The organism is Pseudomonas sp. GWSMS-1 (assembly GCF_049847425.1).
Taxonomy (GTDB): Bacteria; Pseudomonadota; Gammaproteobacteria; order Pseudomonadales; family Pseudomonadaceae; genus Aquipseudomonas.
The window spans coordinates 1,436,022-1,462,802 of sequence record NZ_JBMHHV010000005.1 but is presented as its reverse complement, the minus strand read 5'-3'; the positions used below and the strand labels follow the sequence as shown (position 1 = coordinate 1,462,802).

The following is a 26,781-nucleotide window of genomic DNA, read 5'->3' as shown; positions in this document are numbered from 1 at the left end:
GGATTAGCGCCCACAAAAAACGCGGCCGAAGCCGCGTTGCGATAACGATCTGCTGCAGTACATAACACCTGCCCAGACCACAAACAGATCTCGCCCACAGACGAATCGCAGGAGGGGGCCCGACGCACTGGAGCGAATGCGCCGGGATTACACGATTTAGAAGAAGCCCAGCGGGTTGATGTCGTAGCTGATCAGCAGGTTCTTGGTCTGCTGGTAGTGGTCGAGCATCATCTTGTGGGTTTCACGGCCAACGCCGGACTTCTTGTAGCCACCGAACGCGGCGTGCGCCGGGTACAGGTGGTAGCAGTTGGTCCATACGCGGCCCGCTTTGATGGCGCGACCCATGCGGTAGGCGCGGTTAATATCGCGGGTCCACAAGCCAGCGCCGAGGCCGAACTCGGTGTCGTTGGCAATCGCCAGAGCTTCGGCTTCGTCCTTGAACGTGGTGATACCCACCACCGGGCCAAAGATCTCTTCCTGAAACACGCGCATCTTGTTGTTGCCCTTGAGCAGGGTCGGCTGGATGTAGTAACCGCTGGCCAGGTCACCTTCCAGACGTTCGGCGGCGCCGCCGGTGAGCAGTTCGGCGCCTTCCTGCTGGGCGATTTCCAGGTAGCTCAAGATCTTGTCGTATTGCTGCTCGGAGGCCTGGGCACCGACCATGGTCTCGGTGTCCAGCGGATCACCGCGCTTGATTACTTTGATCTTCTTCATCACTTCGACCATGAAGGCGTCGTAGATCGACTCCTGCACCAGTGCGCGCGATGGGCAGGTGCACACTTCGCCCTGGTTGAAGAAGGCCAACACCAGGCCCTCGGCCGCTTTTTCGATAAACGCAGGTTCCGCATTCATGATGTCTTCGAAGAAGATATTCGGCGACTTGCCGCCCAGTTCTACGGTGCTCGGGATGATGTTCTCGGCGGCGCACTTGAGGATGTGCGAACCCACTGGCGTGGAACCGGTAAAGGCGATCTTGGCGATGCGCTTGCTGGTGGCCAGCGCCTCGCCAGCTTCGCGGCCGAAACCTTGCACCACGTTAAGCACGCCTGGCGGCAGCAGGTCACCGATGATTTCCATCAGCACGGTGATCGACAGCGGGGTCTGCTCAGCGGGCTTGAGCACGATGCAGTTACCGGCAGCCAGCGCTGGGGCGAGTTTCCAGGCGGCCATCAATAGCGGGAAGTTCCACGGGATGATCTGCCCGACCACACCCAGCGGCTCGTGGAAGTGATAGGCGGCGGTGTGTTCGTCAATTTCGGCGGCGCTGCCTTCCTGCGCACGGATGCAACCGGCGTAGTAACGGAAGTGGTCAGCAGCCAGCGGCACGTCGGCGTTGAGGGTTTCACGCACGGCCTTGCCGTTATCCCAGGTTTCGGCCACGGCCAGCAGTTCGAGGTTGGCTTCAATACGGTCGGCAATCTTCAGCAGCACCATCGCGCGGTTCTGCACGCTGGTTTTGCCCCAGGCATCGGCGGCGGCATGCGCGGCGTCCAGCGCGAGATTGATATCGGCGGCATCAGAGCGCGGGAACTCGCCGATCACCGAGGCATCGACCGGACTGGTATTGGTGAAATAACTGCCACTGAGCGGCGCAACAAATTCGCCACCAATAAAGTTGCCATAGCGCGGTTTGAGATTGATGACGGCGCCTGGGGTACCGGGTTTGGCGTAAATCATGGAATTAACCTCTCTTGTTGGCGGAGCCTGCTCCCTGGGACATGGAACAGGTCATGGTTTGATCTTAGGAAGCCACCACCGCGACCGGTATGCGCCCATGGCACAAAACCTCTCGTCATTTGGTAGTAGAGCCGCAAGCCGCGACCCAGAGCCTCGTACTCGCACACGTCAGGGCAACTGCCGACGGAACTCGTGGCCATCGGCGTCCACCCAGCGTAGCAGCAGTGGCGTATGTCCAGTCGGCAGCCACAACCGCCAGTAAGGGTTGGCCGCCAAACCCTCAAAAGGTTCGACGCGCAGCAGGTTGCCGTGCGCCCCATTGATTTCAAAGCGTGTTGGCAAGTGCCGCGCCAGCAGCTGACCGTTCGCACCGGGGCTCCGCCCAGTTTCCATCGGATGACGCAATAAGCTGCGCAACTCCAGGCCGTGCTCGCCCGCCTCCAGCCAGCCCTGCAACTGGCCCAGCGTGGCGGCGCTATTGCCCAGGCTGGGTGACAGGCAGCTGCTGGCCAGCACCTCGACCGACTGCGCGGCCAGCCACAGCCGTCCGCGGCCGTCACGTGCCAACACAATCAGTTGCTGGCTGCGGGGCAACCGCACGCGCGTCGACAGGCGCAGCGGCGCTTCCCAGGCCTGCAGCTGCACCGTAGCAATGCGTGGGTCCTCCTCGCCGCTGCGCAACAGACTGAGGGACAACGGTGGCTGAGCATCGTGCAGGGTCAGGTCGACGGCAACGAACGCACCATCCTCGACCCAGCTCGGCACCTCGACAGTCAGTCCCTGTGTCTGCGCTTGAGCACCCTGCAACCACTGCTCCACCGCCTCCTGGGCCTGCCCCCAGGGTTGCGCCACAGCCGGCCCCGCCAGCATCAGCATCAACAGCACTACGCGAAGGCTCATAGCAACTGCCCCCAGGCATCGGCACAGATGCTTTGATACCAGGCCTCGGCCAGCGCCGCCTCCTGAGCGCGCAGGCCAAGAGGCGCCTGCAACGGGCTGAGCGCCAGGCTGCCTGGTAACTCGACCAGACGTTGCGCCTGCACGCCGTAATCCGCGGCAATCGACACCGCCTGACCCGGTGCTAGCAAGCTGTAGCAGGTGTTACGCCACGCCGCTGGCGGCGGCGCCTGTCCAGCCAAATCAGCGAGTAACGCCGCCACCGCAACCTTGGCTTGGGCATTGGCGCTGTAGGCTGACTTGGGCATCGGTGCAGCGATACAGGCGTCCCCGGCCACGTAGATGTCGCTGGCCTCACGGGCCTGAAACGTCGCCGGGCGAATCGGCACCCAGCCGCTGGCGTCCACCAGGCCACTGCGCTGGGCCACCTCGGCCGCCTTCTGTGGTGGGATCAGGTTGATCACGGCGGCGCGATGCCGCTGGCCAAACTCGCAAACCAACTCGCGTCGTATGGCATCGGCACGCACCACACGACCATCGCCGGCCCGGCCGACCCATTCGATACGCTCTCCGTAGAGCGTCTGCCAGCCCTGTTGAAACAGCGCCTGCTTGGAGAAGCTGTCCTTGCTGTCGAGAATCAGCAGCTTGCTGCGTGGCTTGGCCTGGCTCAGGTAATGGGCGATCAGGCTCGCGCGCTCGTAGGGGCCTGGCGGGCAACGATAGGGGTTGTCCGGCGCGCTGATAATCACCAGGCCGCCGTCGTCCATGGCCTGCAACTGCCGGCGCAACAGGCTGGTCTGCGCACCGGCCTGCCAGGCATGCGGAAGGTGCATCGAGGCGTTGCGGTCGTAGCCTTCAACGGCCTGCCAATCCATGTCTATCCCAGGCGCCAGAAATACCCGGTCGTAGCGCAGGCGCTGGCCGCCGTTCAGCACCACCTGGCGGGCCTGCAGGTCAATTACCTGCGCCCGCTCACGCACGTGCGGCACCTGCTGGCGCTGCAAGGCGCGGTAATCCTGGCGCAGGCTATCGAGCTCAGCCATACCCGCCAGCACGTGGTTGCTGAAGGGGCAGGTATAGAACGCCGATTTGGGTTCAATAAGCACCACTTCAAGCGCTGGCGCCTGGCGTTTGAGGTAACGCGCGGCGGTGGCACCGGCAAAACCACCACCGACCACCAGTACCCGCGCGCGACTCACGCTGGCATTTAACCCAGCGGGTAACAGCCAAGGCATTGCGGCCAGGCCGGCGAGCAATTGACGACGGGTAAGCTCCTGCATACGTCCCCCATAGCCAGGCGATAGAGCGACACGCTGAGGCATGGCCGTGCATTCGGCCATGCCGCTTTAGTCGAAAATCCTTAGTACTAATGCCTAAAAACGCAGATGGCCGGTCTAGACCGGCCATCTCATACGCTACAGGCTAATTAACGCTTGGCGACTAGCTCCTTGGGCAGTTTGAAGGTCCAGAGCATGCCGCCCTGGTTGTAGTTCTTCACCCGCTTGGCCACTTCGCCGCCCCACAGCGGTACCGCACCGCCCCAACCGGAAAGCACCGAAACATACTGCTCGCCGTCCATTTCCCAGGTCACTGGGGAGCCGAGTACGCCGGAGCCGGTCTGGAATTCCCAGACTTTCTCGCCGGTCTTGGCGTTGAAGGCCTGCAGGAAACCTTCTGGGTTACCGGTGAACACCAGGTTGCCCTTGGTGGTCATCACCCCGCCCCATAGCGGCGCGTAGTTCTTCTGCCGCCAGACTTCCTTGCCGGTTTTCGGGTCGATGGCGCGCAGCACACCGATGTATTCCTCGTTCAGTGGCCTGATGGTGAAGCCGGCGCCCAGGTAGGCCGCGCCTTTCTTGTAGGCAATATCTTCGTTCCAGATGTCCATGCCCCACTCGTTGGATGGCACGTAGAACAGGCCGGTGTCCTGGCTGTAGGCCATCGGCATCCAGTTTTTCGCGCCGAGGAAGGCCGGCGCAGAGAACACGCTGGTGCCCTTCTTCGCCGCGTTCGGCGAGCCTGGACGGTTGGTGTCGTCGTAGATCGGCCGGCCGTTCTTATCCAAGCCTTTAGCCCAGGTGATCTTGTCGACAAACGGGAAGCCACGAATGAACTTGCCGTTGGTACGGTCGAGTACGTAGAAGAAGCCGTTACGGTCAGCGGTGGCGGCGGCTTTGATGGTCTTACCGCCTTCCTCGTAGTTGAAGGAGATCAGTTCGTTGACCCCGTCAAAGTCCCAGCCGTCATGCGGGGTGGTCTGGAAGTGCCAGGTGATGGTGCCATCATCCGGGTTCAGGGCCAGACGCGAGGAGGAATAGAGGTTATCGCCAGGGCGCAGGTGCGAGTTCCACGGCGCCGGGTTACCGGTACCGAACAGCAGCAGGTTGGTTTCCGGGTCGTAGTAGCCGCCCAACCACGGTGCGGCACCGCCGGTTTTCCACAGATCGCCCGGCCAGGTTTTACCGGCCTCGCCACCGCTGATGCCGTTCTCAATGGCCTTGCCGTCTTTGTAGACATAGCCCATGTGGCCTTCAACGGTTGGGCGGCTCCACAGCAGCTCGCCATTCTTCGGATCGTAGGCTTCGATCTTGCCGACCACACCAAACTCACCACCGGAAACCCCAGTAATCAGCTTGCCATTCACCACCAGCGGCGCCGCAGTGATCGAGTAACCGGCCTTGTGATCAGCCACGTTCTTGCGCCAGACCACCTTACCGGTGTCCTTGTGCAGCGCCACCAGCTTGGCGTCGAGGGTGCCGAAAATCACCAAGTCGCCATACAGCGCCACGCCCCGGTTGATCACGTCGCAGCATGGACGAATGTCATCCGGCAGGCGCGCATCGTACTGCCACAGTTCTTTGCCGGTGCGGGCGTCCACGGCAAATACCCGCGAGTAGGAGGCGGTCACGTACATCACGCCGTCCTTGATCATCGGCTGGGCTTGCTGGCCGCGTTGTTTTTCGCCACCGAAGGACAGGGTCCAAACTGGACGCAGGTCCTTGATGTTATCCGTGTTGAGGGTCGTCAACGGGCTGTAGCGCTGGCCTTGCAGGCCCATGCCATTGGTGACGATCTCATCGGTGGTGTTCACATCGTTAAGGATTTCCTGATCAGTCACCGCCCAGGCTGGAGCGGCGGCCACGAGCATTGCGCTACACAAGGCACTGAGAACGAAGGATTGGCGAAAACCGGAGTGTTTCATTGCGGCTACCTCTGCGGGTTCATTGTTATCACCGGGAATTTTTCCCGATCTGCCACAGATTCTTGGCTGCATAGGGTCGTCCAACAATTGCCCGCAGTACCGATTTAGCTACTTCCTTGGTAGCAATACTGCAAGGCGTGCGCAGCATTTACGTTGCGCTCAGCGCCACTTGCCTAGGGCAATTTTCCTAGCCGCCGGAGCCCGCTCATAGCGCTGCAAACGGCTACTGCCGGGCTGAATAGAGGCAAGCCGTGCCGCGCCAGAACGACGGGCAGCAGGCAGGCGCTGCGTATCAAGAAAGGTTGATGCCCGCGCGCCTAGCGATCCACCCGCTGCATGCTCTCCCGCTCATAACGTGGGTAGAGGTGACTGACGCTGCGGATCAGCTCGTAACGGCTGAGGCTGACGCTGGCAAAGCGCTCGGAATAGGCGCACGGATCAGCTCATTCATCTCCGCGCCCTGCTCTGCGCCCTTGCGCATCAGCCCATCGAGCCAACCGAGGTAATCACGCATCTGCGCGAAGGGGCTGGCATCGCTCGCCAGTGGGCCGTGGCCCGGTACGATCTGCTTCCAGGGCAACTGCTGCAGCTGGTCGAGATCCGCCAGCCAGGCCTCCAGCCCCGGCGTACCGGGCGTGGTCAGGGCGCGCTGGTAAAACACTAGATCGCCGGCGAACAACACGCCGGTCTTGGCGTCCAGAATCGCCAGGTCAGCCCCGGTATGGCCACGCAACGCCAACAACTGCAGCTTGCGTCCAGCCACCTCCTGCATCCCTGGTTTTAACGCTTCAGTCGGCAGTACAACCTCAGTGCCGCGCATCCAGTCACCGACCAGGCGGTACATGTTTTCCGCCATGGCCTCACCCTGCTCTGCCAACAGCGCTGTGGTGGCTGGCAACGCTGCAATCGGTACATCACTGAAGGCCTGATTGCCCAGCACATGGTCGGGGTGGTGATGGGTCAATATGGCCTTGAGCACGGGCTTGTCGGTGACCCTAGCAATCGCCTGGCGCATGGCCTCGCCGTAACGTTTGGAAGGCCCAGTATCGATTACCAGCACGCCCTCAGCGCTGACGATAAACCCGGTGTTGACGATATTACCGCCGTTGGCCTGGGAGAAGTTATCGGTGCTGCCCTCAAGCAGCCACACCCCGTCGGCAATTTGCCGGGGCTGTAAGGCATAGTCGAAATCAGCCTGCACATAGGCGCTGGCCAGCGCCGCCAGTAACACTATCCAGCGCATAAGCACCTCGCGATAAAGTCGGCGCGCCTAAGAACGCGCCCTTGGCAGAATATTCAGCCGCTTGCAGCTGGCTCAGGGCGCGAGCCGCACCTCACTGATCTGCACCAACGGCTGGCTGTCGGTGAAATTGACTAAATCGCCCATGATGCGTTCCGCGTGCGGGGCAAAGCTCTGCTCAAAGGCCGCCACACTGTCGAAATACAAATGCCCCATGGCGATATACGGCGCCGGCTGGCCCGGCGTTGCGCTGGCCAACCCGGCGTCCACGGCAATGCCCTTGCAAGCACTGCCCAGGCATTCACGCACGATGGCCATGTGCTGCTCGCAGTAATAACTCATGTCGAACTGCACACCGGCGGCATTGGGGTACAACACGCTGACTTTGATCATCGCAAGGTCCTTGTGGGATATAGACGTGGCTAATAAAGAGTGACGTTTAGAGGTCAGCCTTGAACTCATTGCCGTTGTTGTCACGTAACCAGAGTTCGGTCTCCACCGCGCCTTTTACATCCAGGCTGATGGTCGGGTTTTCACTGACTGCGGGAACAATTCAAGGCTGGCCAGGGTGTTGCCCTGACGGTCGCGCAGCTGCGCCTGATTCAGAAAAAACTCGGGAATACCGCCCACCAGTCCGTTATCCATGGGGTGCGCCACTTGCACCCGTAGGCGATTGGCATCGCTCAGCACATAGCGCTTGCCGAGCACTTCGCCCAAGCGTTCTTCCCAGCCGGCCTCGGCGCGCACCACGCTGGGCGCGGTACAACCGCCGCCAGCGGCATCCACCTGCGCCGACCCCACATGCCACATACCGTCACGGGTCAGCACCGCCACGCGCAGCGGCGTGGCCTGTTCGACGCGAATGCGAATGGCCAGGCGCGGCAACACCTGCTCGCCGGGCTTAAAGTCGAATATCTGCGCAATCGGATTAAGCTCGGCCCAGGCCAGCATGCGCACCACCTGGCCGTCGAAGGCACTGGCATCGACCTGAATCGGTACCTGGCGAGCATCCTCGGCAAAGGGAGGGACGCTGAGCTTGACCCGTTCATCGAAGACAAACGCCTCATCACCCAGCAGCCGCTCGTGGTAGTACGCCCACATCACCGAAGTGACCGGGTCACGCTGCGCGGCCCAGCTGTCCCAAGGTAAGGCAAACAGCGCCAGCAATAGATATGAACGCCAATCGAGCCCCATCCCACACCTCCCAGCATTGTTCTAGGCAGTCATGTCTCGCAGCATCGCTGCCTGGCGATGCAACGAAAATAGACCCTGGCTACTCAACCTCCTGGTACAACCCAGGCAACTCATAGCGCAGACCGTATTGGCCGTAGATGCGCTTGAGCTCCCCCGCAAGAATCAACTCTTCAAGCTTTTCTTCCAGGGCATAGGCCAACTGCCGATTGCTTTCATGCACGGCCATGCCGATGTCCCAGACCTGCTTGCCCATATTCGGGTAGGCATTCTCGGCCAAGGCCAGTTGGCTGTCGGCCGCCAGCTTGCGCTGCCAATCCACCTCGCCGCGCAGCGCCATAACGGCATCCACTTCCCCGGCCTTCATCGCAGCAAAGGCTTCCTGCGGATTACGGTAGTGATGGGTCATCTTGCTGAGCATGCCGTCGAACACCGAAGACAGGTAGAACGACGGCACGCTCTCCACCTCGACGCCAATCGGGTGTTGCTGGAACACCGCAACACTGGGCACGGCCTTTAAGCGGCGCTGGTCAAACGCCACCTGCCAACGCTCACGCTGATAAGGCCCAAACATCACCACCAGCTCGTTGACCAGCTCACCGAACTCGTTGCTCTTGTAGGAGAACTCGCGGTCATAGGGCACACGCAGCATCACATCGGCTAATTGCTTGGGCCGCAGGTAATGCCCGCGCCAGATGTAATCACGCAGGTCATCATCGAGCTTCTCGCCAGGCGGCGCCCAGATCACCTCAAGCGTCAGGCCCAAACCCTCGGCCAGCGCCTGGGCAATGTCATAGTCAACGCCACACGGCTGGCCATCATGCTGAAAGCTGTAGGGCGGAAAATCCTCATACAGGGCGACCTTGAGCACGCCGGACTCGACGATCGAGTCATAGCTGCGCACCTGCGCCTGCAAGGCCGCGCTGATCGACATTAACAGGCTGCATAGCACCGCCAGCCACGGCATCCGCCGCGCCATCAGCCTTACTCCTCGACGGCCACGCTTTCGAGGTAACTGCGCACAGCCCACAGCGCCTCTTGGCTGAGGTAGTCAGCCATTTTCGGCATGTACACCCGGCCATCGCGCACCGCGCCGTTAATCACCCGCTCCTTGAACCACTCATCACCAGTGATACCGCTCTCAAGCAGACGCAGGTCCGGGGCGATGCCACCGGATTTGGCTTCCAAGCCATGACAAGCAGCGCAGTTCTGGTTGTAGGCCGAAGAGCCGATTTCAATGGCCAGTGGGTTTTCCCGGTAAGGGTTCTCTTCGAGCCACTCCTCACCCAACGGCTCCAGGCCCTCGGTCTTTACCGCCTGAGGCACCACATCACCATGGGCCCAGAGATTGGCGGAGAAGGCCAACAGCAGGAATGCATAACCAGTGTTCTTTTTAATTGTCATGTTCAAGGCCTCTTCAAATGCACGCAACACAGCTCTATAGAGCTTGCTTGTGAGCATCTTAGAAACAGCGCCGCGCCCACCGAATGCTGCTTTGGTGGCCCGCGTCTAATCCCTTGGTAGTAGGGCTTGTGGCCGTGTAACAGGTGGCTTTAGCAGCAAGGCTAAGTCATAGCCGGTTTGGGCAAACTTCCCGGCATAGCCGGGAGTTTTTCCGTTTCGGCGTAATCCGCGTGGTTCCACTATCGGCTCGCCAGGTCGCCAACAGGGCAGCACCTGCCACATTCCTCACCACGATGGGAAACCACAACCATGACAACAAGATCGTTACCCAGCACGCCACGCCCCGTGGCTCTTGCCATCCACAGCCTGCTACTGGCCAGCAGCCTGGCATTGAGCGGCAGCGTCCTGGCAAAAAATGTCACCTGGGACGACATCGCCAACGACCACACCAGCACCCACAACGTGCTGCAGTACGGCATGGGCACCAACGCCCAGCGCTGGAGCCCGCTGGCCCAGGTCAATGCCGACAACGTATTCAAACTGACCCCCGCCTGGTCGTTCTCCTTTGGCGACGAGAAACAACGCGGCCAGGAATCTCAGGCCATCGTTCACGAAGGGGTGATTTACGTCACCGGTTCCTACTCGCGGATCTTCGCCCTCGACGCCAAAACCGGCAAACGCCTATGGACCTACAACCACCGCCTGCCGGACAACATCCGTCCGTGCTGCGACGTGGTTAACCGTGGCGCCGCCATTTACGGCGACAAGGTCTACTTCGGCACCCTCGATGCCCGCGTCGTGGCCCTGAACAAAGACACCGGCAAGGTGGTGTGGAACAAGAAGTTCGGCGACCACGCCGTCGGCTACACCATGACCGGTGCGCCGACCCTGGTAAAAGACCAGAAGAGCGGCAAAACCCTGCTGATTCACGGCAGCTCCGGTGACGAATTCGGCGTGGTCGGCAAACTGTTTGCTCGCGACCCGGACACCGGCGAAGAAGTCTGGATGCGCCCCTTTGTTGAAGGCCACATGGGCCGCCTGAACGGCAAAGACAGCACCCCAACCGGCGACGTCAAAGCACCCTCCTGGCCGGATGATCCCAACCACCCAACCGGCAAGAAAGCCGCCTGGAGCCAAGGTGGCGGCGCGCCATGGCAGAGCGCCAGTTTCGATGCCGAAACCAACACAATCATCATCGGTGCCGGCAACCCAGCGCCCTGGAACGGCTGGGCACGCACCGCAGACGGTGGTGACCCGAAGGATTACGACAGCCTCTACACCTCCGGCCAGGTGGGTGTAGACCCCACCACTGGCGAAGTGAAGTGGTTCTATCAGCACACCCCCAACGATGCCTGGGACTTCTCCGGCAACAACGAACTGGTGCTGTTCGACTACAAAAACAAAGAGGGCAAAACCGTCAAAGCCACAGCCCACGCCGACCGCAATGGCTTCTTCTATGTGGTTGACCGGGCCAACGGCAAACTGCAAAACGCCTTCCCCTTCGTCGACAACATCACCTGGGCCAGCCATATCGACCTGCAAACCGGCCGCCCGGTAGAGAACAAAGGCCAGCGCCCAGCCAAGCCAAAACCCGGCGAAGCCAAGGGTGAAGCCGTAGAAGTGTCGCCCCCCTTCCTCGGCGGCAAAAACTGGAACCCCATGGCCTACAGCCAGGACACCGGCCTGTTCTACGTGCCCGCCAACCACTGGAAGGAGGACTACTGGGCCGAAGAAGCCACCTACAAAGCGGGCTCCGCCTACCTGGGCATGGGCTTCCGCATCAAGCGCATGTATGACGACCACGTCGGCATCCTGCGTGCCATGAACCCAACCACCGGCAAGGTCGTCTGGGAACACAAAGAGAAACTACCGCTGTGGGCTGGCGTGCTGGCCACCAAAGGCAACCTGGTGTTCACCGGCACGGGTGATGGTTTCTTCAAAGCCTTTGACGCCAAAAACGGCAAAGAGCTGTGGAAGTTCCAGACCGGTACCGGGGTGATCTCCCCGCCTGTCACTTGGGAACAGGACGGCGAGCAGTACATCGGCGTGACCACCGGTTACGGCGGCGCAGTACCGCTGTGGGGCGGCGACATGGCCGAGCTAACCAAACCAATCGCCCAAGGCGGCTCGTTCTGGGTATTCAAGCTACCAAGCTGGGATAACAAAACCGCGCAACGCTAACGGCTGCCCGCATGGCGCACTCCGCTGCGCCATGCGCCCTATCGCTCGCGGCTAAAGCCTACCTCCGCGGAAGCGGCTTTATCGCGAGCGCCCTATCACTCAATGCCCCAAGGTATTGCCATGAACTACCTACCCCTGCTTTTGCCTGTCGTATTACTGATCCTGGGTTCTGAGCTGGTCAACGCCGATGAGGCGCTTAGCGTCAACGGCTGCCGTATCGAAGCCGACAGCCAATGCCCCAACGCCAACCTGAGAGGTGCCGACCTGAGCAACCAGGACATGCGCCGCATGAACCTGCAAGGTGCCGACCTACGCGGTGCCAACCTGCGCCACGCCCGCCTGGACCTGGCCAATTTAGAAAACGCCCAACTGCAAGGCGCCAACCTCACACGCGCGAGCCTGCAACAGAGCAACCTGCGCCTGGCCGATCTGAGCAACAGCACCCTGGTCTCGATTAATGGCTGGGCACTGTTCGCCCAGGCCGCACAGTTCAAAGACGCCAACATGCACGGCGCCAATCTGGAATTCGCCCGCCTGTCCGCCGCCAAAATGCACGCCGTCAACCTGCAAGCCGCCAGCCTGGAAATGACCTGGCTAAGCAAGGCCGACCTCAAAGGTGCGGACCTTAAAGACGCGAATATGCAGGAAGTCAAAATCTCCGGCGCCAACCTCGCCGACGCCAACCTAAGCGGCGCACGCACCCACTACGGCAACTTCCAGGGTGCCAATATGCAAGGTTGTGTGGAATGCCCCAAGGGATGGGATTGACCCGTGAGGCAAGGTCGGCACTCGATCGGTCTGCTGCAAGTCAGGGATCAGGCTTGGCATTGACGCTTGCAAAGCGTGGACAAGCTTCGCGTTGTCCACCCTACGACTTCCGATCGCCGCTGTAATGTCAGTAGCCTGGAGAGGCGGCTAAAAGCCATGGGCTATAGGTAGCCCAACTAATGGCTTCATTAAGCGCTTTCCAAGCCCAAGCGAATCACTCCGGTATCAATCGCCAAGTGCACCAACTCTGCCTGGGAGCTGACCTGCAGTTTGCTCTTGAGCAGGGTCAGGTAGTTGGACACGGTTTTGCTGCTGATGCACAAGTGCTCGGCAATCTGGCGGCTGGGCATGCCTTTGGCCAGCATCACGAAAATCTCGAATTCACGCTGGGTCATGCCGCGCAGGCGTGGGTCGCTGCTGCCCTCGCCCACTGGGTTACAGGCCAGATGAGTGGCCAGGCTTTGCTCGATGTACGCATGCCCGGCCAGGGTACGTTTGACGGCCTCGACCAGCACCTCTGGCGATGAGGTTTTGGTCAAGTAACCCAGCGCGCCGGCATCCAATGCCTGACGCACCAGAGGTAACTCGTCGTGCATACTGAAAAACAGCACGCGCAATTGCGGTAAGCGTTGACGCAGGCGTCGGGTCACTTCCAGGCCGCTGATGCCGGGCAGGCCGATATCCATGATGACCAGGTTGGGAATCTCCTCGTGGACCATCTGCAACGCCTGCTCACCATCGCAGGCCTCGCGCACCTGTACGTCCGGCAGTAAGGCGCGCAGCAAGCTGGCATAGCCTTGGCGGACAACCGCGTGATCATCAACCAGCAGTATTTTCATGTTTCCTGCTCCGGCAGTGCCAGGGTCAAGCACAAAGCCCACCCGGCTTGAGGGCGACTGTGCACGCGCAGCACGGCGCCCAGGCTGCGCGCACGCTCGTGGATCGAACGCAGGCCAATGCCAGGGCGCTGCGGCAACTGCGCGCCCCGGCCATTGTCCCGAATAAACAGACGCAAACGCTGCCCCTTATAGTGCAGGCGCACGCGTACTTCACTGGCCTGGGCGTGCTTGGCCACATTGGTCAGGGCCTCCTGCACCAAGCGGTACAGGTGCGCCTTGGTCGGCAATGGCAGGTTTGGCAACGTGCCGCTGACCCTAACGTGGCACTGCACGCGTTGCGCCGTTTGCCAGTTGCTCGCGAGTAAGTGCAGCGCCTCATCCAGTTGTAAATGCTCCAGCACCACGGGATAGAGGTCACGTATCAACGCGCGAAAACCCTCTTGCAGACGCTGACAATTGGCATCCAGCTGCTGCGCGGTATTCAGTACCTGCTCGGGTTGCTGCGCCACGGCCTGCAACAAACAGGCTTGCGCGCGAATGCCGCTGAGGTACTGCCCGAGGTCGTCATGCAGGGTCTGCCCAAGACGCGCGCGCTCCCGCTCTTGCAGGGCCATCAGGGCTTGGTCAGTTCGGTGTTATCGGCCTGGACCTGCTGCAAGGTGGTGGCCATGGCATTGAAATAGCCAGCCAGCTGCCGCGCCTCCGGCAAACTGCGCGCGGGTAAACGGGCATCCAGCTGGCCCTGGGTCACCTGTTGCAGGCCCGCTAATAGTTCATCCAGCACGCGCAGGCCATGGCGTACGGCCCAGCGAATCGCCAGCAGGCTGATCAGCAGCGCCAGCAGGCAGAGCAGCAGCAACTGCAACAGCGAATTCCAGACTTCGTCGATTTCATCGCTGGGATCGACGCTGATCTGCAATTGCCGACCGTCCGCCAACGTGGCCACTCGTGGATGTGTTGCAGCGCAAACAAGCGCTGCCCCAACCACTGTTCAAATGACTGCGCCGCCGGGTCAGTCGCTAGCGGCAACCACTGCAGCCGTACATGACGTAAATTATCGGCCAGGCCATTTTGCAAGCTGGCAGGGTCACGCTGCGCCGCTTCGTAGAGGTACTCGACCACTGCTTCGGCGGCCTGCACCTCGCGCTGCACATCCTCGCTGGCCTGGCGCACTAACAGCGCCAGGCCGAGCACGGTGACCGAGACGAAGAACAGCGTCACCAGCAGGTAAGTGCGCCATAGAACGGACACCTTACTTGACACGAAGTGACCCAGCATGCCCTTGCCTTCTAGCCCTTGGCATAGAAGCGGAATTTGCCCGGTTTGATTGGCACGAAGAAGATCTCCGCCTCGCCGGCATCTTCGAACTCAAGCTCAGTCAGGGTGATGGCCTTGATCTCCACGCCGCCGGCTTCGACCTTGCGCAGGAAGATTGAGGTGGCGAACTCGGGGGCCTGAAAAGCGTATTCCTTCTGCCCGCTGGCGATGATCTTCAGTTGGTAGGCCTTGCCGGTTTCCAGCTGGTATTCCATTTGCGACATGCTGTAGTCGCTGGCCTCGTTACCCAACACTAGATCCGGGAGCGCCTGTGAACGTCGGGTCAGGTCGCCAGCGGCGTAGATGTTGTCGAAGCCGATCAGGCCGCTTAACACAATAAGCCCCAGCGTCAGGGTTTTGAGCGTGGTCATGACGGATACCTTTTGTTGTTTTAGTTAATGACCCCATCGTAAAACCCAGGCGCAGCAACTGACTTACTACCTTGGTACAGGCGTAGTGGTACTTTGGGCATATTTCCCGCACGCCCGGCTGTTCCTATGCTGGCAGCACCTATTCAGGAGTTGCCCATGCGCCGGATCAGCCAATCCTCATGCTCTGCGCCATTGCCCTGTGCAGCCTGGCCACGCCGTGTCTTGCTAACCCAGGTACGGCTGAGCTAGAGATCCGCATCGCCTACCTGGGCTACACCCCCGAGACCGGCCCGCTGCTGTCTAACGTGATTCCCGAACCCGAGGATGCCGGGCGCCGTGGCGTTGAGCTGGCGATTATCGACAGCAACAGCACCGGGCGTTTTCTCAAGCACCGCTACCAGTTGGACGTGGCCGAGCGCAGCGACAGTGACAGCCTGCTGGCCGCCGCGCGCGAGTTGCATACACAAGGTGTGCGCCTGTTTGTGGTCAACGCCCCTGCCGCCACCCTGCGCCAGCTCAGCCAGGCGCTGCCCGACAGCTTGCTGCTTAACGCAGGCAGCGCCGACGACAGCCTGCGGCAAAGCCAGTGCCTGAGTAATGTGCTGCACACCCTGCCCAGCCGCGCCATGCTCGCCGATGCCTTGGCGCAGTTTTTGGTTGTACGCAAATGGACCCGTGGTCTGCTGATCAGCGGCCCGACTGCGGACGATCAAGCCTATGCCGCAGCACTCAAACGCGCGGCCAAACGGTTTGGCCTGCGCATCGTCGCGGAAAAAGCCTGGAGCTTTGATAACGACCAGCGCCGCAGCGCCCAAGCTGAGATGCCGCTGTTCACCCAAACGGCGGAATACGACGTGGTGCTGGTGGCCGATGAGCGCGGTGACTTCGGCGAATACCTGCCCTACCAGACCTGGTACCCGCGTCCTGTGGCTGGCACCCAGGGCCTGACTCCGACTGCATGGCACAAAACGGTGGAAACCTACGGTGCCGCACAACTGCAAAAGCGCTTTGAGGCCCATGCGCAACGCTGGATGAATGACCGCGATTTCGCCTCCTGGATCGCCGTGCGCAGCATCTCCAGTGCTGTCAGCAAACTGCGCCAGAACGATGCCAGGCCATCCGCACCCTGGCCCTGAGTGATCAGCTACCACTCGACGGGTTCAAGGGGCGCAAGCTGAGCTTTCGCAGCTGGAACGGCCAGTTGCGCCAACCCATTGCGCTGGTGCAACCCCGCGCCCTGGTCAGCAATTCGCCACAAGAAGGCTTTCTGCACCCCAACACTGAACTCGACAGCCTCGGTTACGACCGCCCGGAAGTGAGCTGCGATCTGGCTGCCAACCTATAACAAGAGGATCAACCCCATGCGTCTTACTCGCCTTGCCTGCGCCATCGCCGTTAGCCTCAGTTGCCACAGCGCCCTGGCGGCCACGGCTTATGTGTCCAACGAAAAAGACGACAGCATCAGCGTGATCGACCTGGACAGCATGCAGGTCACCGCCACCCTGGAGGTTGGTCAGCGGCCGCGCGGCTTGCTGCTCTCCAGTGACAACAAGCTGCTGTACATCTGCGCCAGCGACTCGGACCGCGTGCAGGTGATGGACCTGGCCACGCGCAAAATCATCAAGGAACTGCCCTCCGGCGCCGACCCCGAGCAGTTCGCCCTGCACCCCAACGACCGCTGGCTGTACATCTCCAACGAGGACGATGCCCTGGTCACGGTGGTCGACACCCAGAGCGACGAGGTGCTGGGGCAGATCGATGTCGGCGTTGAGCCCGAAGGCATGGCCGTCAGCCCGGATGGTAAGTGGGCGGTGAACACCAGCGAAACCACCAATATGCTGCACTGGATCGATACCAGTACCCAGCAACTGGTGGACAACACCCTGGTCGACCAGCGCCCCCGCCATGTCGAGTTCGACAAGGACGGCAAGCGCCTGTGGGCCTCGGCCGAGATTGGTGGCACGGTCAGCGTGATTGATGTGGCCAGTAAGCAGATCGAAAAAGTCCTGACCTTCCAGATCAAGGGCGTACACCCGGACAAAGTGCAACCGGTGGGCGTAAAGCTGAGTGACGACGGCAAGTACGCCTTTGTCGCCCTCGGCCCGGCTAACCACGTGGCGGTGCTCGACGCCAAGAGCTATGAGATCCTCGATTACCTGTTGGTTGGCCGCCGCGTATGGCACTTGGCCTTTACCCCCGACCAGAAGCAATTGCTGACCACCAACGGGGTCAGCGGCGATGTCTCGGTGATTGATGTCGACTCGCTAAAGGTCAGCAAATCGATCAAGGTCGGCCGCTACCCTTGGGGCGTGGTTGTCACCCCATGAGTGCACTTCAGGTAGAGGGCGTGAGTTTTGCCTACGGCCAGCGCCAAGCCCTGCAGGACGTTAGTTTCAGCGTTGCGGCGGGGAGTTTTAGCGCGCTACTGGGGCCGAATGGCGCAGGTAAATCCACCCTGATCGCCCTGCTCACCCGGCTCTACGACCTGCAACAGGGCGAAATCCACATCTTCGGCCACAGCCTACGCAGCGCCCCGCGCCAGGCGCTGCGCCAACTGGGTGTGGTGTTTCAACAAAGCACCCTGGATCTGGACCTGTCGGTGCAGCAGAACCTCACCTATCACGCGGCCCTGCATGGTTTGAGCAAGCGCGAGGCACTGGCGCGCATCGACGAGGAACTGGCGCGCCAGCAACTCGATGAACGCCGCCATGAGAAAGTGCGTGTACTGAATGGTGGCCACCGTCGCCGGGTGGAAATTGCCCGCGCCCTGCTGCATCGCCCACGCCTGCTATTGCTCGATGAGGCCAGCGCTGGCCTCGACCCGGCCAGCCGCCTGGCGCTGAACCAGCATGTGCGCCAGCTGTGCGCTGAGCATGCGCTCGCGGTGCTCTGGACCACCCATTTGCTCGATGAAGTTGAGCACCACGACGAGCTGCTGATCCTCAATCGCAGTCGTCTGGTCGCCCAGGGTGGCGTTGCCCAAATCAGCCGCGCTGACGCCAACCTGGCCGCCACCTTCGCCCGTCTCACGGGTAGCGAGCATCATCCATGACAGCCCTATCAACGGCCTTCTTTCACTTGGAGCCTCGCCCATGAGCGCCTATTGGTATTGCCTGCAGGGCATCGTGCAGCGCGAGTGGTTGCGCTTTGTCCTGCAGCGCAGCCGCTTCTTCAGCGCCCTGGTGCGGCCGCTGCTGTGGCTGCTGGTGTTCGCCGCCGGTTTTCGCGCCGCGCTGGGCATCGCCATCATCGCGCCGTACGACACTTACATCACTTACGAGACCTACATCGTGCCGGGTCTGGCGTGCATGATCTTGCTGTTCAACGGCATGCAGGGCTCGCTGTCGATGGTCTATGACCGTGAAATGGGCAGCATGCGTATTCTGCTGACCAGCCCACTGCCACGCGCCTTTTTGCTGGCCGCCAAGCTGCTGGCCATCGCCCTGATCTCGCTGCTGCAGGTGTATGCCTTTCTCGCCATTGCCTGGGTCTACGGCGTGCAACCGCCCGCTTGGGGATTGCTCAGCGCACTGCCGGCGCTACTGCTGGTGGCACTCATGCTCAGCGCGCTTGGTTTGCTGCTGTCCAACGGCATTCGCCAGTTGGAGAACTTCGCCGGGGTGATGAATTTCGTCATCTTCCCGTTGTTCTTCCTCTCCTCAGCGCTCTACCCGCTGTGGAAGATGCGTGAGGCCAATGAATGGCTGTACTGGCTGTGCGCTCTCAACCCGTTTACCCATGCGGTGGAGCTGGTGCGTTTTGCCCTCTATCAACGCCTCAGCCCGTTGGCACTGGCGGTGTGCCTGGGCCTGACGCTGCTGTTCGCCGTACTCGCCGTGCTGACCTTCAACCCGCAGCATGCGGCGCTGCGCAAGGGCAATGCCTAAGTGGTGCCAGCACAGCCAGTAGGCCTGCGCTCTAGTACTTTGGTACTGGTTTTCATCTCCAACGTAGAATTCCCAAAGCAGCAACATTGCCCTGTAATAGAACGATAAAAAGAACCGAGAACTAAGGCGATGAAGCACTGCCTGGCGCTGCCAAAGCTCCTGATACTGATGGCTAGTTTATTGCTGACCAGCGCGGCACTGGCCGAAGCCCCGCTGTTTTCAGCCGACGGCTACCGCCTAAGCCATTACCGCAGCCCCACACCCATTAGCCACGACAATGCCCGCACGCTGGATACCGCGGCGCTGCAGCAGCTGCTGCGTGAACAACCCCAAACCCGCCTGATTGATGTCTACCGCCGGCAATGGCTGCATGGCCAGTTCATCGAGGATGAGCTGCACGCCAACCTGCCAAACAGCCTGTGGCTGGCCAACACCGGCGACGGTCAGCTGACGCCGCAGTGGCAGCGCTACTTGCGCGAACACCTACGCCAAGCCAGCCAGGGCAACACGGCATGGCCCTTGGTGTTTTATTGCCGCTCTGATTGTTGGCTGGGCTGGAACGCAATTAAACGCGCCCATCATCTGGGTTACCGCAACCTCTACTGGTACCGTGACGGCATTGATGCCTGGCAACAAGCCGGCCTGCCCCTGATACCCGCACAACCTTTGCCCTTGCTACGTTAACCCCAGTGTTACGGCTCAACCCCACCATAATCAAAACAACGAGGTGATAAGGCCATGTACAAAATTTTAATTGCCGATGACCACCCGCTGTTTCGCGAGGCCATCCATAACGTCATCAGTGACGGCTTCCCCGGCAGCAGCATCATGGAAACCGCCGACCTCGACAGCGCCCTGGCAATGACCCAGGAGCACGATGACCTCGACCTGATCCTGCTCGATCTGAACATGCCCGGTATGCACGGCCTCAATGGCCTGATCAACCTGCGTAACGAGGCGCCGACTATTCCGGTGGTGATTGTCTCCGCTGAGCAGGACAAGCAGATCGTCCTGCAGGCCATCACCTACGGTGCGGTCGGCTTTATTACTAAGTCATCGCCACGGGTGCAGATGACTGATGCCATCCAGCAAATTCTTAACGGCAACGTGTACCTACCGCCGGACATCATCCGCGCCCAGAAAAGCGGTTCGCAGCGCAGCCATCACGACCACCACAGCTTCCCGCCTGAATTGCTCCAAGCGCTGACCCGCAAACAACTGCTGGTACTCGAACGCATGACAAAGGGCGAGTCTAACAAGCAGATCGCCTACAGCCTGGACATCGCCGAAACCACGGTCAAAGCCCACGTCTCGGCCATTTTGCGCAAGCTCAATGTGCACAACCGGGTGCAGGCGATTCTTTCAGCTGGGGATATTGATTTCGCGGCCTACCTGCGTCGTTAATCCCCGCAGCTGTTGCGCCAGCACGCCCACGGATGGGCCCGCTAGCACCCTCCTCGCGCACTACCCTCCCCAAATAAAAGGTTAACCGCATGTCTAAAACAGCATTGATCATCGTCGACCTGCAAAAAGACTACTTCCAAGGTGGTAAGTGGCAGCTCGAAGGCACCGAAGCCGCAGCCGCCAACGCCGCTCGCCTGCTCAGCGCGTTTCGTGAAAAAGGCTGGCCAGTGGTGCATATACGTCACGTGTTCGCCAACGCCGACGCCCCCTTCTTTGCCCCAGGTTCGTCGGGTGCCGAGGTGCATCCACTGGTCGCTGAACGCCCTGGCGAAGCGGTGTTGATCAAACAGCAGATCAACAGCTTTCGCGATACCGAGCTCAAACAGGTGCTGGATCAGGCCGGGGTTAGCCAAGTGCTTATTTGCGGCGCCATGAGCCATATGTGCATCGACGCGGTAACCCGCGCCGCTCACGATTTCGGTTACAGCTGCGCGGTGGCGCATGATGCTTGCGCCACCCTGGCCCTGGAGTTCAACGGGGTGAACGTGCCCGCCAGCCAGGTTCATGCGGCGTACATGGCCGCACTGGCGTTTGCCTATGCCAATGTGGCGAGCACCGAAACACTGCTAAGCGAGCTGTCGTAACGGCCCTCACCTTTAGCGCAGCCCGGTAAAGAAGCCGGCGCGCTAAAGGTGTGGCTAACCCGCTACGCTGCGGTCCAGTAGATGGCTGATAGCGGTTTTTAGCTTCATCGGCCGCACCGGTTTGTGCATCAAGGTATGGCCCAACTCGCGCATCTGCTGCTTGAGCTCGTTGCTGTAGTTGGCAGTGATCATCAGTGCTGGCAAGGGTGAGCTGCGCCGGGCATTGATTTGGGCCACGGCATCCACCCCGTTATGGTCATCATCAAGGTGATAGTCGGCGATCAGCAGGTCGGCATCAGCATGGTAATTATCCACCTGGCGCGCCAAGTCCTCTTCCGACAAAGCGGTCACCACCTGACACCCCCAGGCTTCCAGCAAGGTGCGCATGCCGGCGCAGATCGCCGCATCGTTATCCAACACCCAGATCCGTGACCCACTGAGGCGCTCCAGCAGTAGGTTTGGCGTGTCATGCACCGCGCGCGCGCGCGGCGCACGTGTGCTCAACGGCACCTCAATGGCAAACACTGAGCCCTTGCCCTGGCATGACGCCACACGGATACGATGGCCCAGGATACGGGCGATCTTATCGACGATGGCCAGCCCGAGGCCAAGCCCGCGGTCGTGCTTCAAATGCGCCACGTCGCCTCGTTTGAATTCCTGGAAGATCTCCTCCAGCTTGTCTTCGGCGATGCCCATGCCGGTGTCCCACACCTCAATCGACACGCTTTGCCGACGCCGCCGGCAACCCAGCAAAATGCGCCCACTGCTGGTGTAACGGATGGCATTGCTGAGCAAGTTGCGCAGAATGCGCGCCAACAGCTGAATGTCGCTGTGCACCACCGCCGAGCTGGGCACAAAGTCCAGTTGCAGGCCTTCACTGCCGGCGATCTGGTGATATTCGGCGGCCAGATTCTCCAATAACTCGCTGACCGCAAAAGGCGCAATGTCGGCTTTGATCACCCCTGCATCTAGTTTGGAAATGTCGACCAGGGTACCCAGCAGGCTTTCAACATCCTCCAGCGAGTTGCTGACATTGCGCACCAGGCTGGCGCTCTCCACCAGCTCACGTTTCTCCATCAGCGCGCTGGTGAACAGGCGCGCCGCGTTGAGTGGTTGCAGCAGGTCATGACTGACGGCGGCGAGGAACTTGGTTTTCGACAGGTTGGCCTGCTCCGCCTCGCCCTTGGCTTCACGCAGGCGCGCTTCCATCTGTGTGCGCTCATCAATCTCGCGGCGCAGCTGGTTGTTCAGATCAGTCAGCTCGGCGGTGCGCTCACGCACCCGTTGCTCAAGGTGTTGGTAGGCCTGGTGCAGCGCTTCAGCGGTACGCCGGCGCTCAGTGATATCGCGGATCAGCACAAAGATCCCGACCACCTCGCCGCAGGCCAACCGATTGGGCACATAGGAGCGCAGCATGTAACGCTCCTGGCCGTTGTGATTGGTTTCGGCAAACTCGAAGGTCACGCTTTCGCCAGACAGCGCACGCTCAATAAACGGTTCCAGGCGCCGGCAGTGCTCCTCCGGGTGCACCACACGCAGGCTCTGCCCGAGCATTGCGCCACGCGGCCAGCAGTACCATTCCTCGTACACCTTGTTGGTGAACTGATAAGTCAGATCAGCCGTGAGGTAGGCAATCAGCGCCGGAACGTGGTCGGTAATCAGACGAATCCAGCGCTCGCTCTCGCTTAGCGCCTTGGCGTGGCGGTGGCGCTCGGTGATGTCAGTGAAGGTATTGACGAAGCCACCGGTGGGCAGCGGATGGGTGCGCACTTCGAGCATGCGCCCATCGAACAGGCACAGTTCCATTTCCTCGATCTGCTTGCCGTTGGCGTCGCGGCTGGCGGGCGTTAGCAGCGCCAGCTCACTGTCGGCCATGACCTCGGCAAACGGCCGGTGGGCATTGATCGGGGCCAGGCCGCAGAGGTCGAGAAAGCGGTGGTTCCACAACTCCAACTGGCCCTCGGCGTTGACCATCGCCATGCCCTGAGACAGGTTATCCATGGCCCGTTGTAACAGCCGCGACTTCTGCGCCAGGGCCTGTTCGCGGCGCATGGTTTCGTTGAGTTTGACCTCGGTGATATCGGTGTAGAGGATCACCAGCCCGCCCTCACGGGTCGGCCGCTCGCTGACCTGTACCCAGCGCCCGTCCTGCAAGCGGTAGAGCATGTTGTCATCGCGGTTGCTGCGCTGCTCCTCAACCACCAGCCCAGTACTTTTGCTTAGGCGTTTGATCTCCGCCAGGCGCGTGCCGGCGGAGATACGTGCCCGGCTGCCCGCCCAGAACGATTTGAAGCGGCTGTTGAACAGCACAATGCGTTGCTCACGGTCGAACAAGACAAAGGCATCGGAAATGCTCTCGATCGCATCAATCAGATGATGGTGGGCCGTTTCCGCCCGCAGGCGCGCATCGCTCAGCAGCTGATTGCTGGATTTCAGTTCGGCCATGGCCTGGTTCAGCGCATCGGTGCGTTCACGCACCTGTTCGGCCAACACCACCGAATGTTGAAACGCGGCATAGGCATCATCACCGCGAGAGTGCGCCGACTCGACCCGCTCGATCAGCGCGCTGTTGATCTGCCGCAGCTTAGTGTTCTGCCGCTCCAGCTCCAGGCAACGCGCCTGCAGCTCGGCCGCATCAGCCGTGAGTGGGGCGACCAATGGCGACTCCGGTAAAGGTCTGGTTGATATGCATGCCATTGAACTGCTCTCCGTAGGTGTTGAACCCAATCACCTTCTGGCTGCGCAAAAAAGTCGAAATGGCTTCAACGCCATCACGTCCTTCGATTTCCATACGGCGTAAAAAACAGTCGCAACCAATGGTCAGCAGCAACGGCCCGAGGCGCTCGCGCAACCCGTCAAACACGCTCTGCAGGTCTGGCAGCAGCGGCCCTGGCTGCATGGCAGTCAGCACGATGCCGTTCTCCACCGCGCAGTAAAAGGTCAAACTGAGGTCATCATTAACTCGCTGGATGGAGCGCACGTAGTACTGCCCACCAATGCGCACAGCCAGCGGATGAGCGGCAAACAGGCAGTGATTCAGCTCACTCAGCGGCACGCCGATCAGCTGCGCATACTCCTGCGCTGCCGGGGCGGCATTGAGTTCATAAACAGTGCGACTGGTGCTGTCGGCGCGGGTCACCACCAGCTTCTCGGTGCGCGGCAAAATGTGGTGGGTACTGAACACCTCGAAATCCAGCCAGGTATTGAACAGCACCACCACGGCGGCTCCGGTGTGGAACTCGCCGTTGTAATAAACGTGGGTGTGGGTCAGGTGGTTGTCGTCACCGGCTGAGCCACCAAAGTGCGGAATGCTGCCTAACGCCGCGCTGAGTGCCCCAGCACTACTTCCTCACGGCTGGACAAACCGTCGAGTAGCGTCAGGGCGAAGCTGTGACCCTTGATGCTGGCCAGCTCGTTGTTGCGGCAATCACTGACCAGGCGCTCGACCAGTTGCTGCGCATCAATCAGGCTGAAGCGCTCCATTTCGTCGATCAGCGCGCTGGCAATCGAGAAACTGCGGTGATCAAAACCGATGGCACTGACGCAACCACGGTCATACCCCTCGGCGGTGATCTCACCGGCGCTTGTGCACCCCACCAGCTTGATGCCGCCGAAGTACTGATCCAGCGACTCACCGAGCCCTTGCAGGTCATATTCAGCCGAGCAGAAAAATAACACGAAGCCCAGATGCGGATGAATCAGCTGGCGGGCTAACTCCTGGGCCACCAGTTCAACTTCCGTGGCGTTAGAGGTGGCGGTCACCACACCTTCGGTAAGCGTATGCGGCATAGCGGCCCCCAATGCAAAACACTTTAATTCATGGGGATATTCTACGAAGCTAACCGGCGCTGCCCCATGCCACTTGAGTAGCGCAGGACTAATCCCTAAGTAGCGGGCCAGAACAGCAGCGTCAGGGCCAGCATGGCGCTATAGAAGCCAATCTCCAGGGTTTCACTGAGCGGCTGAATACGCCGCAGAGCGCCATAGACGTGGACGATGACCATCATCACGGCGACTGCCGCGAGCATCTCGAAGACCACGTGAATGGCCTCACCGGTCAGCCCCGCGCGTAGCATCATGGCTTCGAGAATCAGAATAAAGGCGCCCAGACAGCGGCCGAAGTACACGGCCAGATCGGTATGGGTCGGAATCTTCCAGCCCATCAAACGGGCCCAAATCAGCGGGGTACAGAAAATCGGCAAGGCAAACACCAGGGTGGTCGCCAGCGCCAGAATCAGCAGGTACTGCGGGGCGTAAGCACTCCATAAGCCGAGCATCAGGTCGTCCTTGAATACAAATCTTGCGGGTTATAGACAGCGCATTAACACGATGGGCAGCGCCAGCAATACGCCACTGCAGGGCAGCAGGATCAGCAGTACATCCAGGTGCATGGCAACCTCCAGGTAAAGCCGGGCAACTTCTGCCCGGCCTGAACGGCCTGCTTACCAGTTAAGTACGGCACCCACCGCAAAGGTGTTGGTGTCTTCACCCAGGCCACTGCCCTGAGCCGCATCAATCTCGTACTGGTTGTATTCGGCAACCAGCTTGAGGTTGTCGTTAATGGTGCGGAAGTAGGCGACACCGCGGGTCTCGTAATCGGCGGCAGTGCCCAAACCGTTGCCGTCATCTTCGGTCTTGCCGTAAGACAGTGCGACACGGTTTTTGCCAAAGGTGTACGAGCCTTGCAGCAAGTAGCCGTCACTATCGATTTCACGCAGCGTCGGTTCACCCAGGTTGTTGGTAAAGAATGGATTGATGCCCTCAGCCTGGAAGCCAGAAGCGGTCACCGAAAAGCCCGCCATCTTCGCCTGTACCCCATAGCCCAGGCCTTGGGATGTCACGGTATCAACAGTGCTGTCGGTGTTTTCCGAGGTTTGGTACGCGCCGTTGAGCCAGGAGTAGATGGTTGCCCCGCCCAGGTCAAACTGGTAGCTGACCTCCGACTCGAAGCGCGGCTCTTCCTGATAGGACTTGCCCACGGCGCTGTCATCGTTGGTGTCTACCGGGTCCATAATGCCCACAGCAACGCGCAAGCCTTCGGCAAGGTTGTTGTTGCGGTAAGTGATCTGCGACGTCGGGAACGGGTACGGGTAGCCAGTGCCGATATTGCCGAACGAGACGCCCGTGCCATCGACCAGGCCCAGGGTATCGCTGACGTTGCCGTAGCCGGCCAGCAACTCATCAAGGAAAATATTCGAGCGCGAGAACAGGCCGAAGTCCTTACCGACCAGCACTTCACCCCACTCCGGGCTGGCCACGGTGCCGTAGAACTGACGAACGTCGATGGCGGTGTCGGTGCCGTTGGTTTCACTGTCGTTGATGGTGACCCAGAACGACGAACGTCCGCCGAGCTGCAGGCCATCGATCTGCTTGCCGAAGTTGAAACCAATCCAGTTTGGCAAAAAGCCCATTTTCACCCGCGATTGACGGCGGTCGAATTGCTCGCCTTCGCGGTCAACATCGCTGGTCACATAAAAGGCATTGATATAACCGTCGGTGGAAAAGGTGGTGTCGTCCTGGTCATACAGGACGATCTCGGCGGCGGCCTGCTGAGCGCTCAGCATCGCGATGGTGGCAGCCAAGGTCAGGGGCAGGAATCGGGTGCTGGCGATCTTCTTGTTGTTCATAACACTCTCCGCTGGAAGGGACGACCGGCAATGGTCAGTCAGGTCGGAGGCGATTATCGAAAAGCCCGGACAGCCGCCATACGCTGCAATAGCGCTGTTTGCTTGCTGCTTTGGAGCGGCCTAGGGTGTGCA

At 60.6% G+C, this 26,781-nt stretch carries 19 protein-coding genes and 6 pseudogenes; 9 read left to right on the top strand and 16 right to left on the bottom strand.

Annotated elements, in window-relative coordinates:
- Positions 1-156 precede the first annotated feature (156 nt).
- From exaC to pedF, 9 genes and pseudogenes are all read right to left on the bottom strand, one after another.
- Positions 157-1,677: an acetaldehyde dehydrogenase ExaC gene (gene exaC, locus ACEPAJ_RS10360; RefSeq protein ID WP_425914764.1), complete on the bottom strand. Its 1,521-nt coding sequence runs from the start codon at positions 1,675-1,677 to the stop codon at positions 157-159.
- Between the two features lie 168 nt (positions 1,678-1,845).
- Positions 1,846-2,577: a thiosulfate oxidation carrier protein SoxY gene (locus ACEPAJ_RS10355; RefSeq protein ID WP_425914763.1), complete on the bottom strand. Its 732-nt coding sequence runs from the start codon at positions 2,575-2,577 to the stop codon at positions 1,846-1,848.
- Complete coding sequence (locus tag ACEPAJ_RS10350; RefSeq protein WP_425914762.1) at positions 2,574-3,854, bottom strand: FCSD flavin-binding domain-containing protein; 1,281 nt, start codon at positions 3,852-3,854, stop codon at positions 2,574-2,576. Before ACEPAJ_RS10350 ends, ACEPAJ_RS10355 begins: the two co-directional genes overlap by 4 nt.
- Before the next feature lie 146 nt (positions 3,855-4,000).
- Positions 4,001-5,776 carry a methanol/ethanol family PQQ-dependent dehydrogenase gene (locus tag ACEPAJ_RS10345; protein WP_425914761.1) on the bottom strand — a complete coding sequence of 592 codons (1,776 nt, stop codon included), beginning with the start codon at positions 5,774-5,776 and terminating at the stop codon, positions 4,001-4,003.
- Positions 5,777-6,093: 317 nt separating this feature from the next.
- Positions 6,094-7,019: pseudogene (locus ACEPAJ_RS10340) on the bottom strand (quinoprotein relay system zinc metallohydrolase 1).
- 72 nt (positions 7,020-7,091) lie between these two features.
- Positions 7,092-7,409 carry an EthD family reductase gene (locus tag ACEPAJ_RS10335; RefSeq protein WP_425914760.1) on the bottom strand — a complete coding sequence of 106 codons (318 nt, stop codon included), beginning with the start codon at positions 7,407-7,409 and terminating at the stop codon, positions 7,092-7,094.
- 46 nt (positions 7,410-7,455) lie between these two features.
- A pseudogene (locus ACEPAJ_RS10330) lies at positions 7,456-8,210 on the bottom strand (quinoprotein dehydrogenase-associated SoxYZ-like carrier).
- 79 nt (positions 8,211-8,289) lie between these two features.
- Entirely contained in the window at positions 8,290-9,141 is an 852-nt protein-coding gene (locus tag ACEPAJ_RS10325; protein WP_425917997.1) for a substrate-binding periplasmic protein, read from the bottom strand.
- Positions 9,142-9,191: 50 nt separating this feature from the next.
- Positions 9,192-9,611 carry a cytochrome c-550 PedF gene (pedF, locus tag ACEPAJ_RS10320; RefSeq protein WP_425914759.1) on the bottom strand — a complete coding sequence of 140 codons (420 nt, stop codon included), beginning with the start codon at positions 9,609-9,611 and terminating at the stop codon, positions 9,192-9,194.
- A gap of 309 nt (positions 9,612-9,920) precedes the next feature.
- Between pedF and exaA the strand changes: the two genes are divergently transcribed.
- Entirely contained in the window at positions 9,921-11,792 is a 1,872-nt protein-coding gene (exaA, locus tag ACEPAJ_RS10315) for a quinoprotein ethanol dehydrogenase (RefSeq protein ID WP_425914758.1), read from the top strand.
- 120 nt (positions 11,793-11,912) lie between these two features.
- Entirely contained in the window at positions 11,913-12,560 is a 648-nt protein-coding gene (locus ACEPAJ_RS10310; RefSeq protein WP_425914757.1) for a pentapeptide repeat-containing protein, read from the top strand.
- Between the two features lie 188 nt (positions 12,561-12,748).
- Here the strand turns inward: ACEPAJ_RS10310 and ACEPAJ_RS10305 are convergent, their stop codons facing one another.
- The 3 genes and pseudogenes from ACEPAJ_RS10305 to ACEPAJ_RS10295 form a co-directional block, all read right to left on the bottom strand.
- Positions 12,749-13,399: a response regulator transcription factor gene (locus ACEPAJ_RS10305; protein WP_425914756.1), complete on the bottom strand. Its 651-nt coding sequence runs from the start codon at positions 13,397-13,399 to the stop codon at positions 12,749-12,751.
- Positions 13,396-14,650: pseudogene (locus ACEPAJ_RS10300) on the bottom strand (histidine kinase). The gene ACEPAJ_RS10305 and the pseudogene ACEPAJ_RS10300 overlap by 4 nt, the downstream one beginning before the upstream one ends.
- Before the next feature lie 9 nt (positions 14,651-14,659).
- A pseudogene (locus ACEPAJ_RS10295) lies at positions 14,660-15,087 on the bottom strand (copper-binding protein); the annotation flags it as partial.
- Between the two features lie 179 nt (positions 15,088-15,266).
- Here ACEPAJ_RS10295 and ACEPAJ_RS10290 point away from each other — a divergent pair.
- The 7 genes and pseudogenes from ACEPAJ_RS10290 (at position 15,267) to ACEPAJ_RS10260 (ending at position 21,022) form a co-directional block, all read left to right on the top strand.
- Positions 15,267-16,432: pseudogene (locus ACEPAJ_RS10290) on the top strand (ABC transporter substrate-binding protein).
- A gap of 16 nt (positions 16,433-16,448) precedes the next feature.
- Entirely contained in the window at positions 16,449-17,414 is a 966-nt protein-coding gene (locus ACEPAJ_RS10285; protein WP_425914755.1) for a YVTN family beta-propeller repeat protein, read from the top strand.
- Positions 17,411-18,139 carry an ABC transporter ATP-binding protein gene (locus tag ACEPAJ_RS10280; protein ID WP_425914754.1) on the top strand — a complete coding sequence of 243 codons (729 nt, stop codon included), beginning with the start codon at positions 17,411-17,413 and terminating at the stop codon, positions 18,137-18,139. The genes ACEPAJ_RS10285 and ACEPAJ_RS10280 overlap by 4 nt, the downstream gene beginning before the upstream one ends.
- A gap of 40 nt (positions 18,140-18,179) precedes the next feature.
- Positions 18,180-18,974: an ABC transporter permease gene (locus tag ACEPAJ_RS10275; protein WP_425914753.1), complete on the top strand. Its 795-nt coding sequence runs from the start codon at positions 18,180-18,182 to the stop codon at positions 18,972-18,974.
- A 129-nt stretch (positions 18,975-19,103) separates the two neighbouring features.
- Positions 19,104-19,658, top strand: a complete 555-nt coding sequence (locus ACEPAJ_RS10270; protein WP_425914752.1) for a PQQ-dependent catabolism-associated CXXCW motif protein — start codon at positions 19,104-19,106, stop codon at positions 19,656-19,658.
- Positions 19,659-19,712: 54 nt separating this feature from the next.
- Positions 19,713-20,378 carry a response regulator transcription factor gene (locus tag ACEPAJ_RS10265; protein ID WP_274086634.1) on the top strand — a complete coding sequence of 222 codons (666 nt, stop codon included), beginning with the start codon at positions 19,713-19,715 and terminating at the stop codon, positions 20,376-20,378.
- A gap of 89 nt (positions 20,379-20,467) precedes the next feature.
- Positions 20,468-21,022: a cysteine hydrolase family protein gene (locus ACEPAJ_RS10260; RefSeq protein ID WP_425914751.1), complete on the top strand. Its 555-nt coding sequence runs from the start codon at positions 20,468-20,470 to the stop codon at positions 21,020-21,022.
- A 54-nt stretch (positions 21,023-21,076) separates the two neighbouring features.
- Here ACEPAJ_RS10260 and nahK read toward each other — a convergent pair whose 3' ends face one another.
- From nahK to ACEPAJ_RS10240, 4 genes and pseudogenes are all read right to left on the bottom strand, one after another.
- Positions 21,077-23,719: a hybrid sensor histidine kinase/response regulator NahK/ErcS' gene (nahK, locus tag ACEPAJ_RS10255; protein WP_425914750.1), complete on the bottom strand. Its 2,643-nt coding sequence runs from the start codon at positions 23,717-23,719 to the stop codon at positions 21,077-21,079.
- Positions 23,658-24,811: pseudogene (gene nosP / locus ACEPAJ_RS10250) on the bottom strand (nitric oxide-sensing protein NosP). Before nosP ends, nahK begins: the two are co-directional and overlap by 62 nt.
- A gap of 95 nt (positions 24,812-24,906) precedes the next feature.
- Positions 24,907-25,299: a hypothetical protein gene (locus tag ACEPAJ_RS10245; protein WP_425914749.1), complete on the bottom strand. Its 393-nt coding sequence runs from the start codon at positions 25,297-25,299 to the stop codon at positions 24,907-24,909.
- A gap of 165 nt (positions 25,300-25,464) precedes the next feature.
- On the bottom strand, positions 25,465-26,649 hold the full coding sequence (locus tag ACEPAJ_RS10240) for a porin (RefSeq protein ID WP_425914748.1): 1,185 nt from the start codon (positions 26,647-26,649) through the stop codon (positions 25,465-25,467).
- Positions 26,650-26,781: the final 132 nt, after the last annotated feature.

Coding starts and splice junctions, on each gene's coding strand:
- ACEPAJ_RS10285 (WP_425914755.1), top strand. CDS start 16,449: ATGCGTCTTACTCGCCTTGCCTGCGCCATCGCCGTTAGCCTCAGTTGC.
- ACEPAJ_RS10355 (WP_425914763.1), bottom strand. CDS start 2,577: ATGAGCCTTCGCGTAGTGCTGTTGATGCTGATGCTGGCGGGGCCGGCT.
- ACEPAJ_RS10240 (WP_425914748.1), bottom strand. CDS start 26,649: ATGAACAACAAGAAGATCGCCAGCACCCGATTCCTGCCCCTGACCTTG.
- ACEPAJ_RS10275 (WP_425914753.1), top strand. CDS start 18,180: ATGAGCGCCTATTGGTATTGCCTGCAGGGCATCGTGCAGCGCGAGTGG.
- ACEPAJ_RS10280 (WP_425914754.1), top strand. CDS start 17,411: ATGAGTGCACTTCAGGTAGAGGGCGTGAGTTTTGCCTACGGCCAGCGC.
- ACEPAJ_RS10325 (WP_425917997.1), bottom strand. CDS start 9,141: ATGTCGATCAGCGCGGCCTTGCAGGCGCAGGTGCGCAGCTATGACTCG.
- ACEPAJ_RS10335 (WP_425914760.1), bottom strand. CDS start 7,409: ATGATCAAAGTCAGCGTGTTGTACCCCAATGCCGCCGGTGTGCAGTTC.
- exaA (WP_425914758.1), top strand. CDS start 9,921: ATGACAACAAGATCGTTACCCAGCACGCCACGCCCCGTGGCTCTTGCC.
- pedF (WP_425914759.1), bottom strand. CDS start 9,611: ATGACAATTAAAAAGAACACTGGTTATGCATTCCTGCTGTTGGCCTTC.
- ACEPAJ_RS10345 (WP_425914761.1), bottom strand. CDS start 5,776: ATGAAACACTCCGGTTTTCGCCAATCCTTCGTTCTCAGTGCCTTGTGT.
- ACEPAJ_RS10260 (WP_425914751.1), top strand. CDS start 20,468: ATGTCTAAAACAGCATTGATCATCGTCGACCTGCAAAAAGACTACTTC.
- exaC (WP_425914764.1), bottom strand. CDS start 1,677: ATGATTTACGCCAAACCCGGTACCCCAGGCGCCGTCATCAATCTCAAA.
- ACEPAJ_RS10245 (WP_425914749.1), bottom strand. CDS start 25,299: ATGCTCGGCTTATGGAGTGCTTACGCCCCGCAGTACCTGCTGATTCTG.
- nahK (WP_425914750.1), bottom strand. CDS start 23,719: ATGGCATGCATATCAACCAGACCTTTACCGGAGTCGCCATTGGTCGCC.
- ACEPAJ_RS10305 (WP_425914756.1), bottom strand. CDS start 13,399: ATGAAAATACTGCTGGTTGATGATCACGCGGTTGTCCGCCAAGGCTAT.
- ACEPAJ_RS10350 (WP_425914762.1), bottom strand. CDS start 3,854: ATGCAGGAGCTTACCCGTCGTCAATTGCTCGCCGGCCTGGCCGCAATG.
- ACEPAJ_RS10310 (WP_425914757.1), top strand. CDS start 11,913: ATGAACTACCTACCCCTGCTTTTGCCTGTCGTATTACTGATCCTGGGT.
- ACEPAJ_RS10265 (WP_274086634.1), top strand. CDS start 19,713: ATGTACAAAATTTTAATTGCCGATGACCACCCGCTGTTTCGCGAGGCC.
- ACEPAJ_RS10270 (WP_425914752.1), top strand. CDS start 19,104: ATGAAGCACTGCCTGGCGCTGCCAAAGCTCCTGATACTGATGGCTAGT.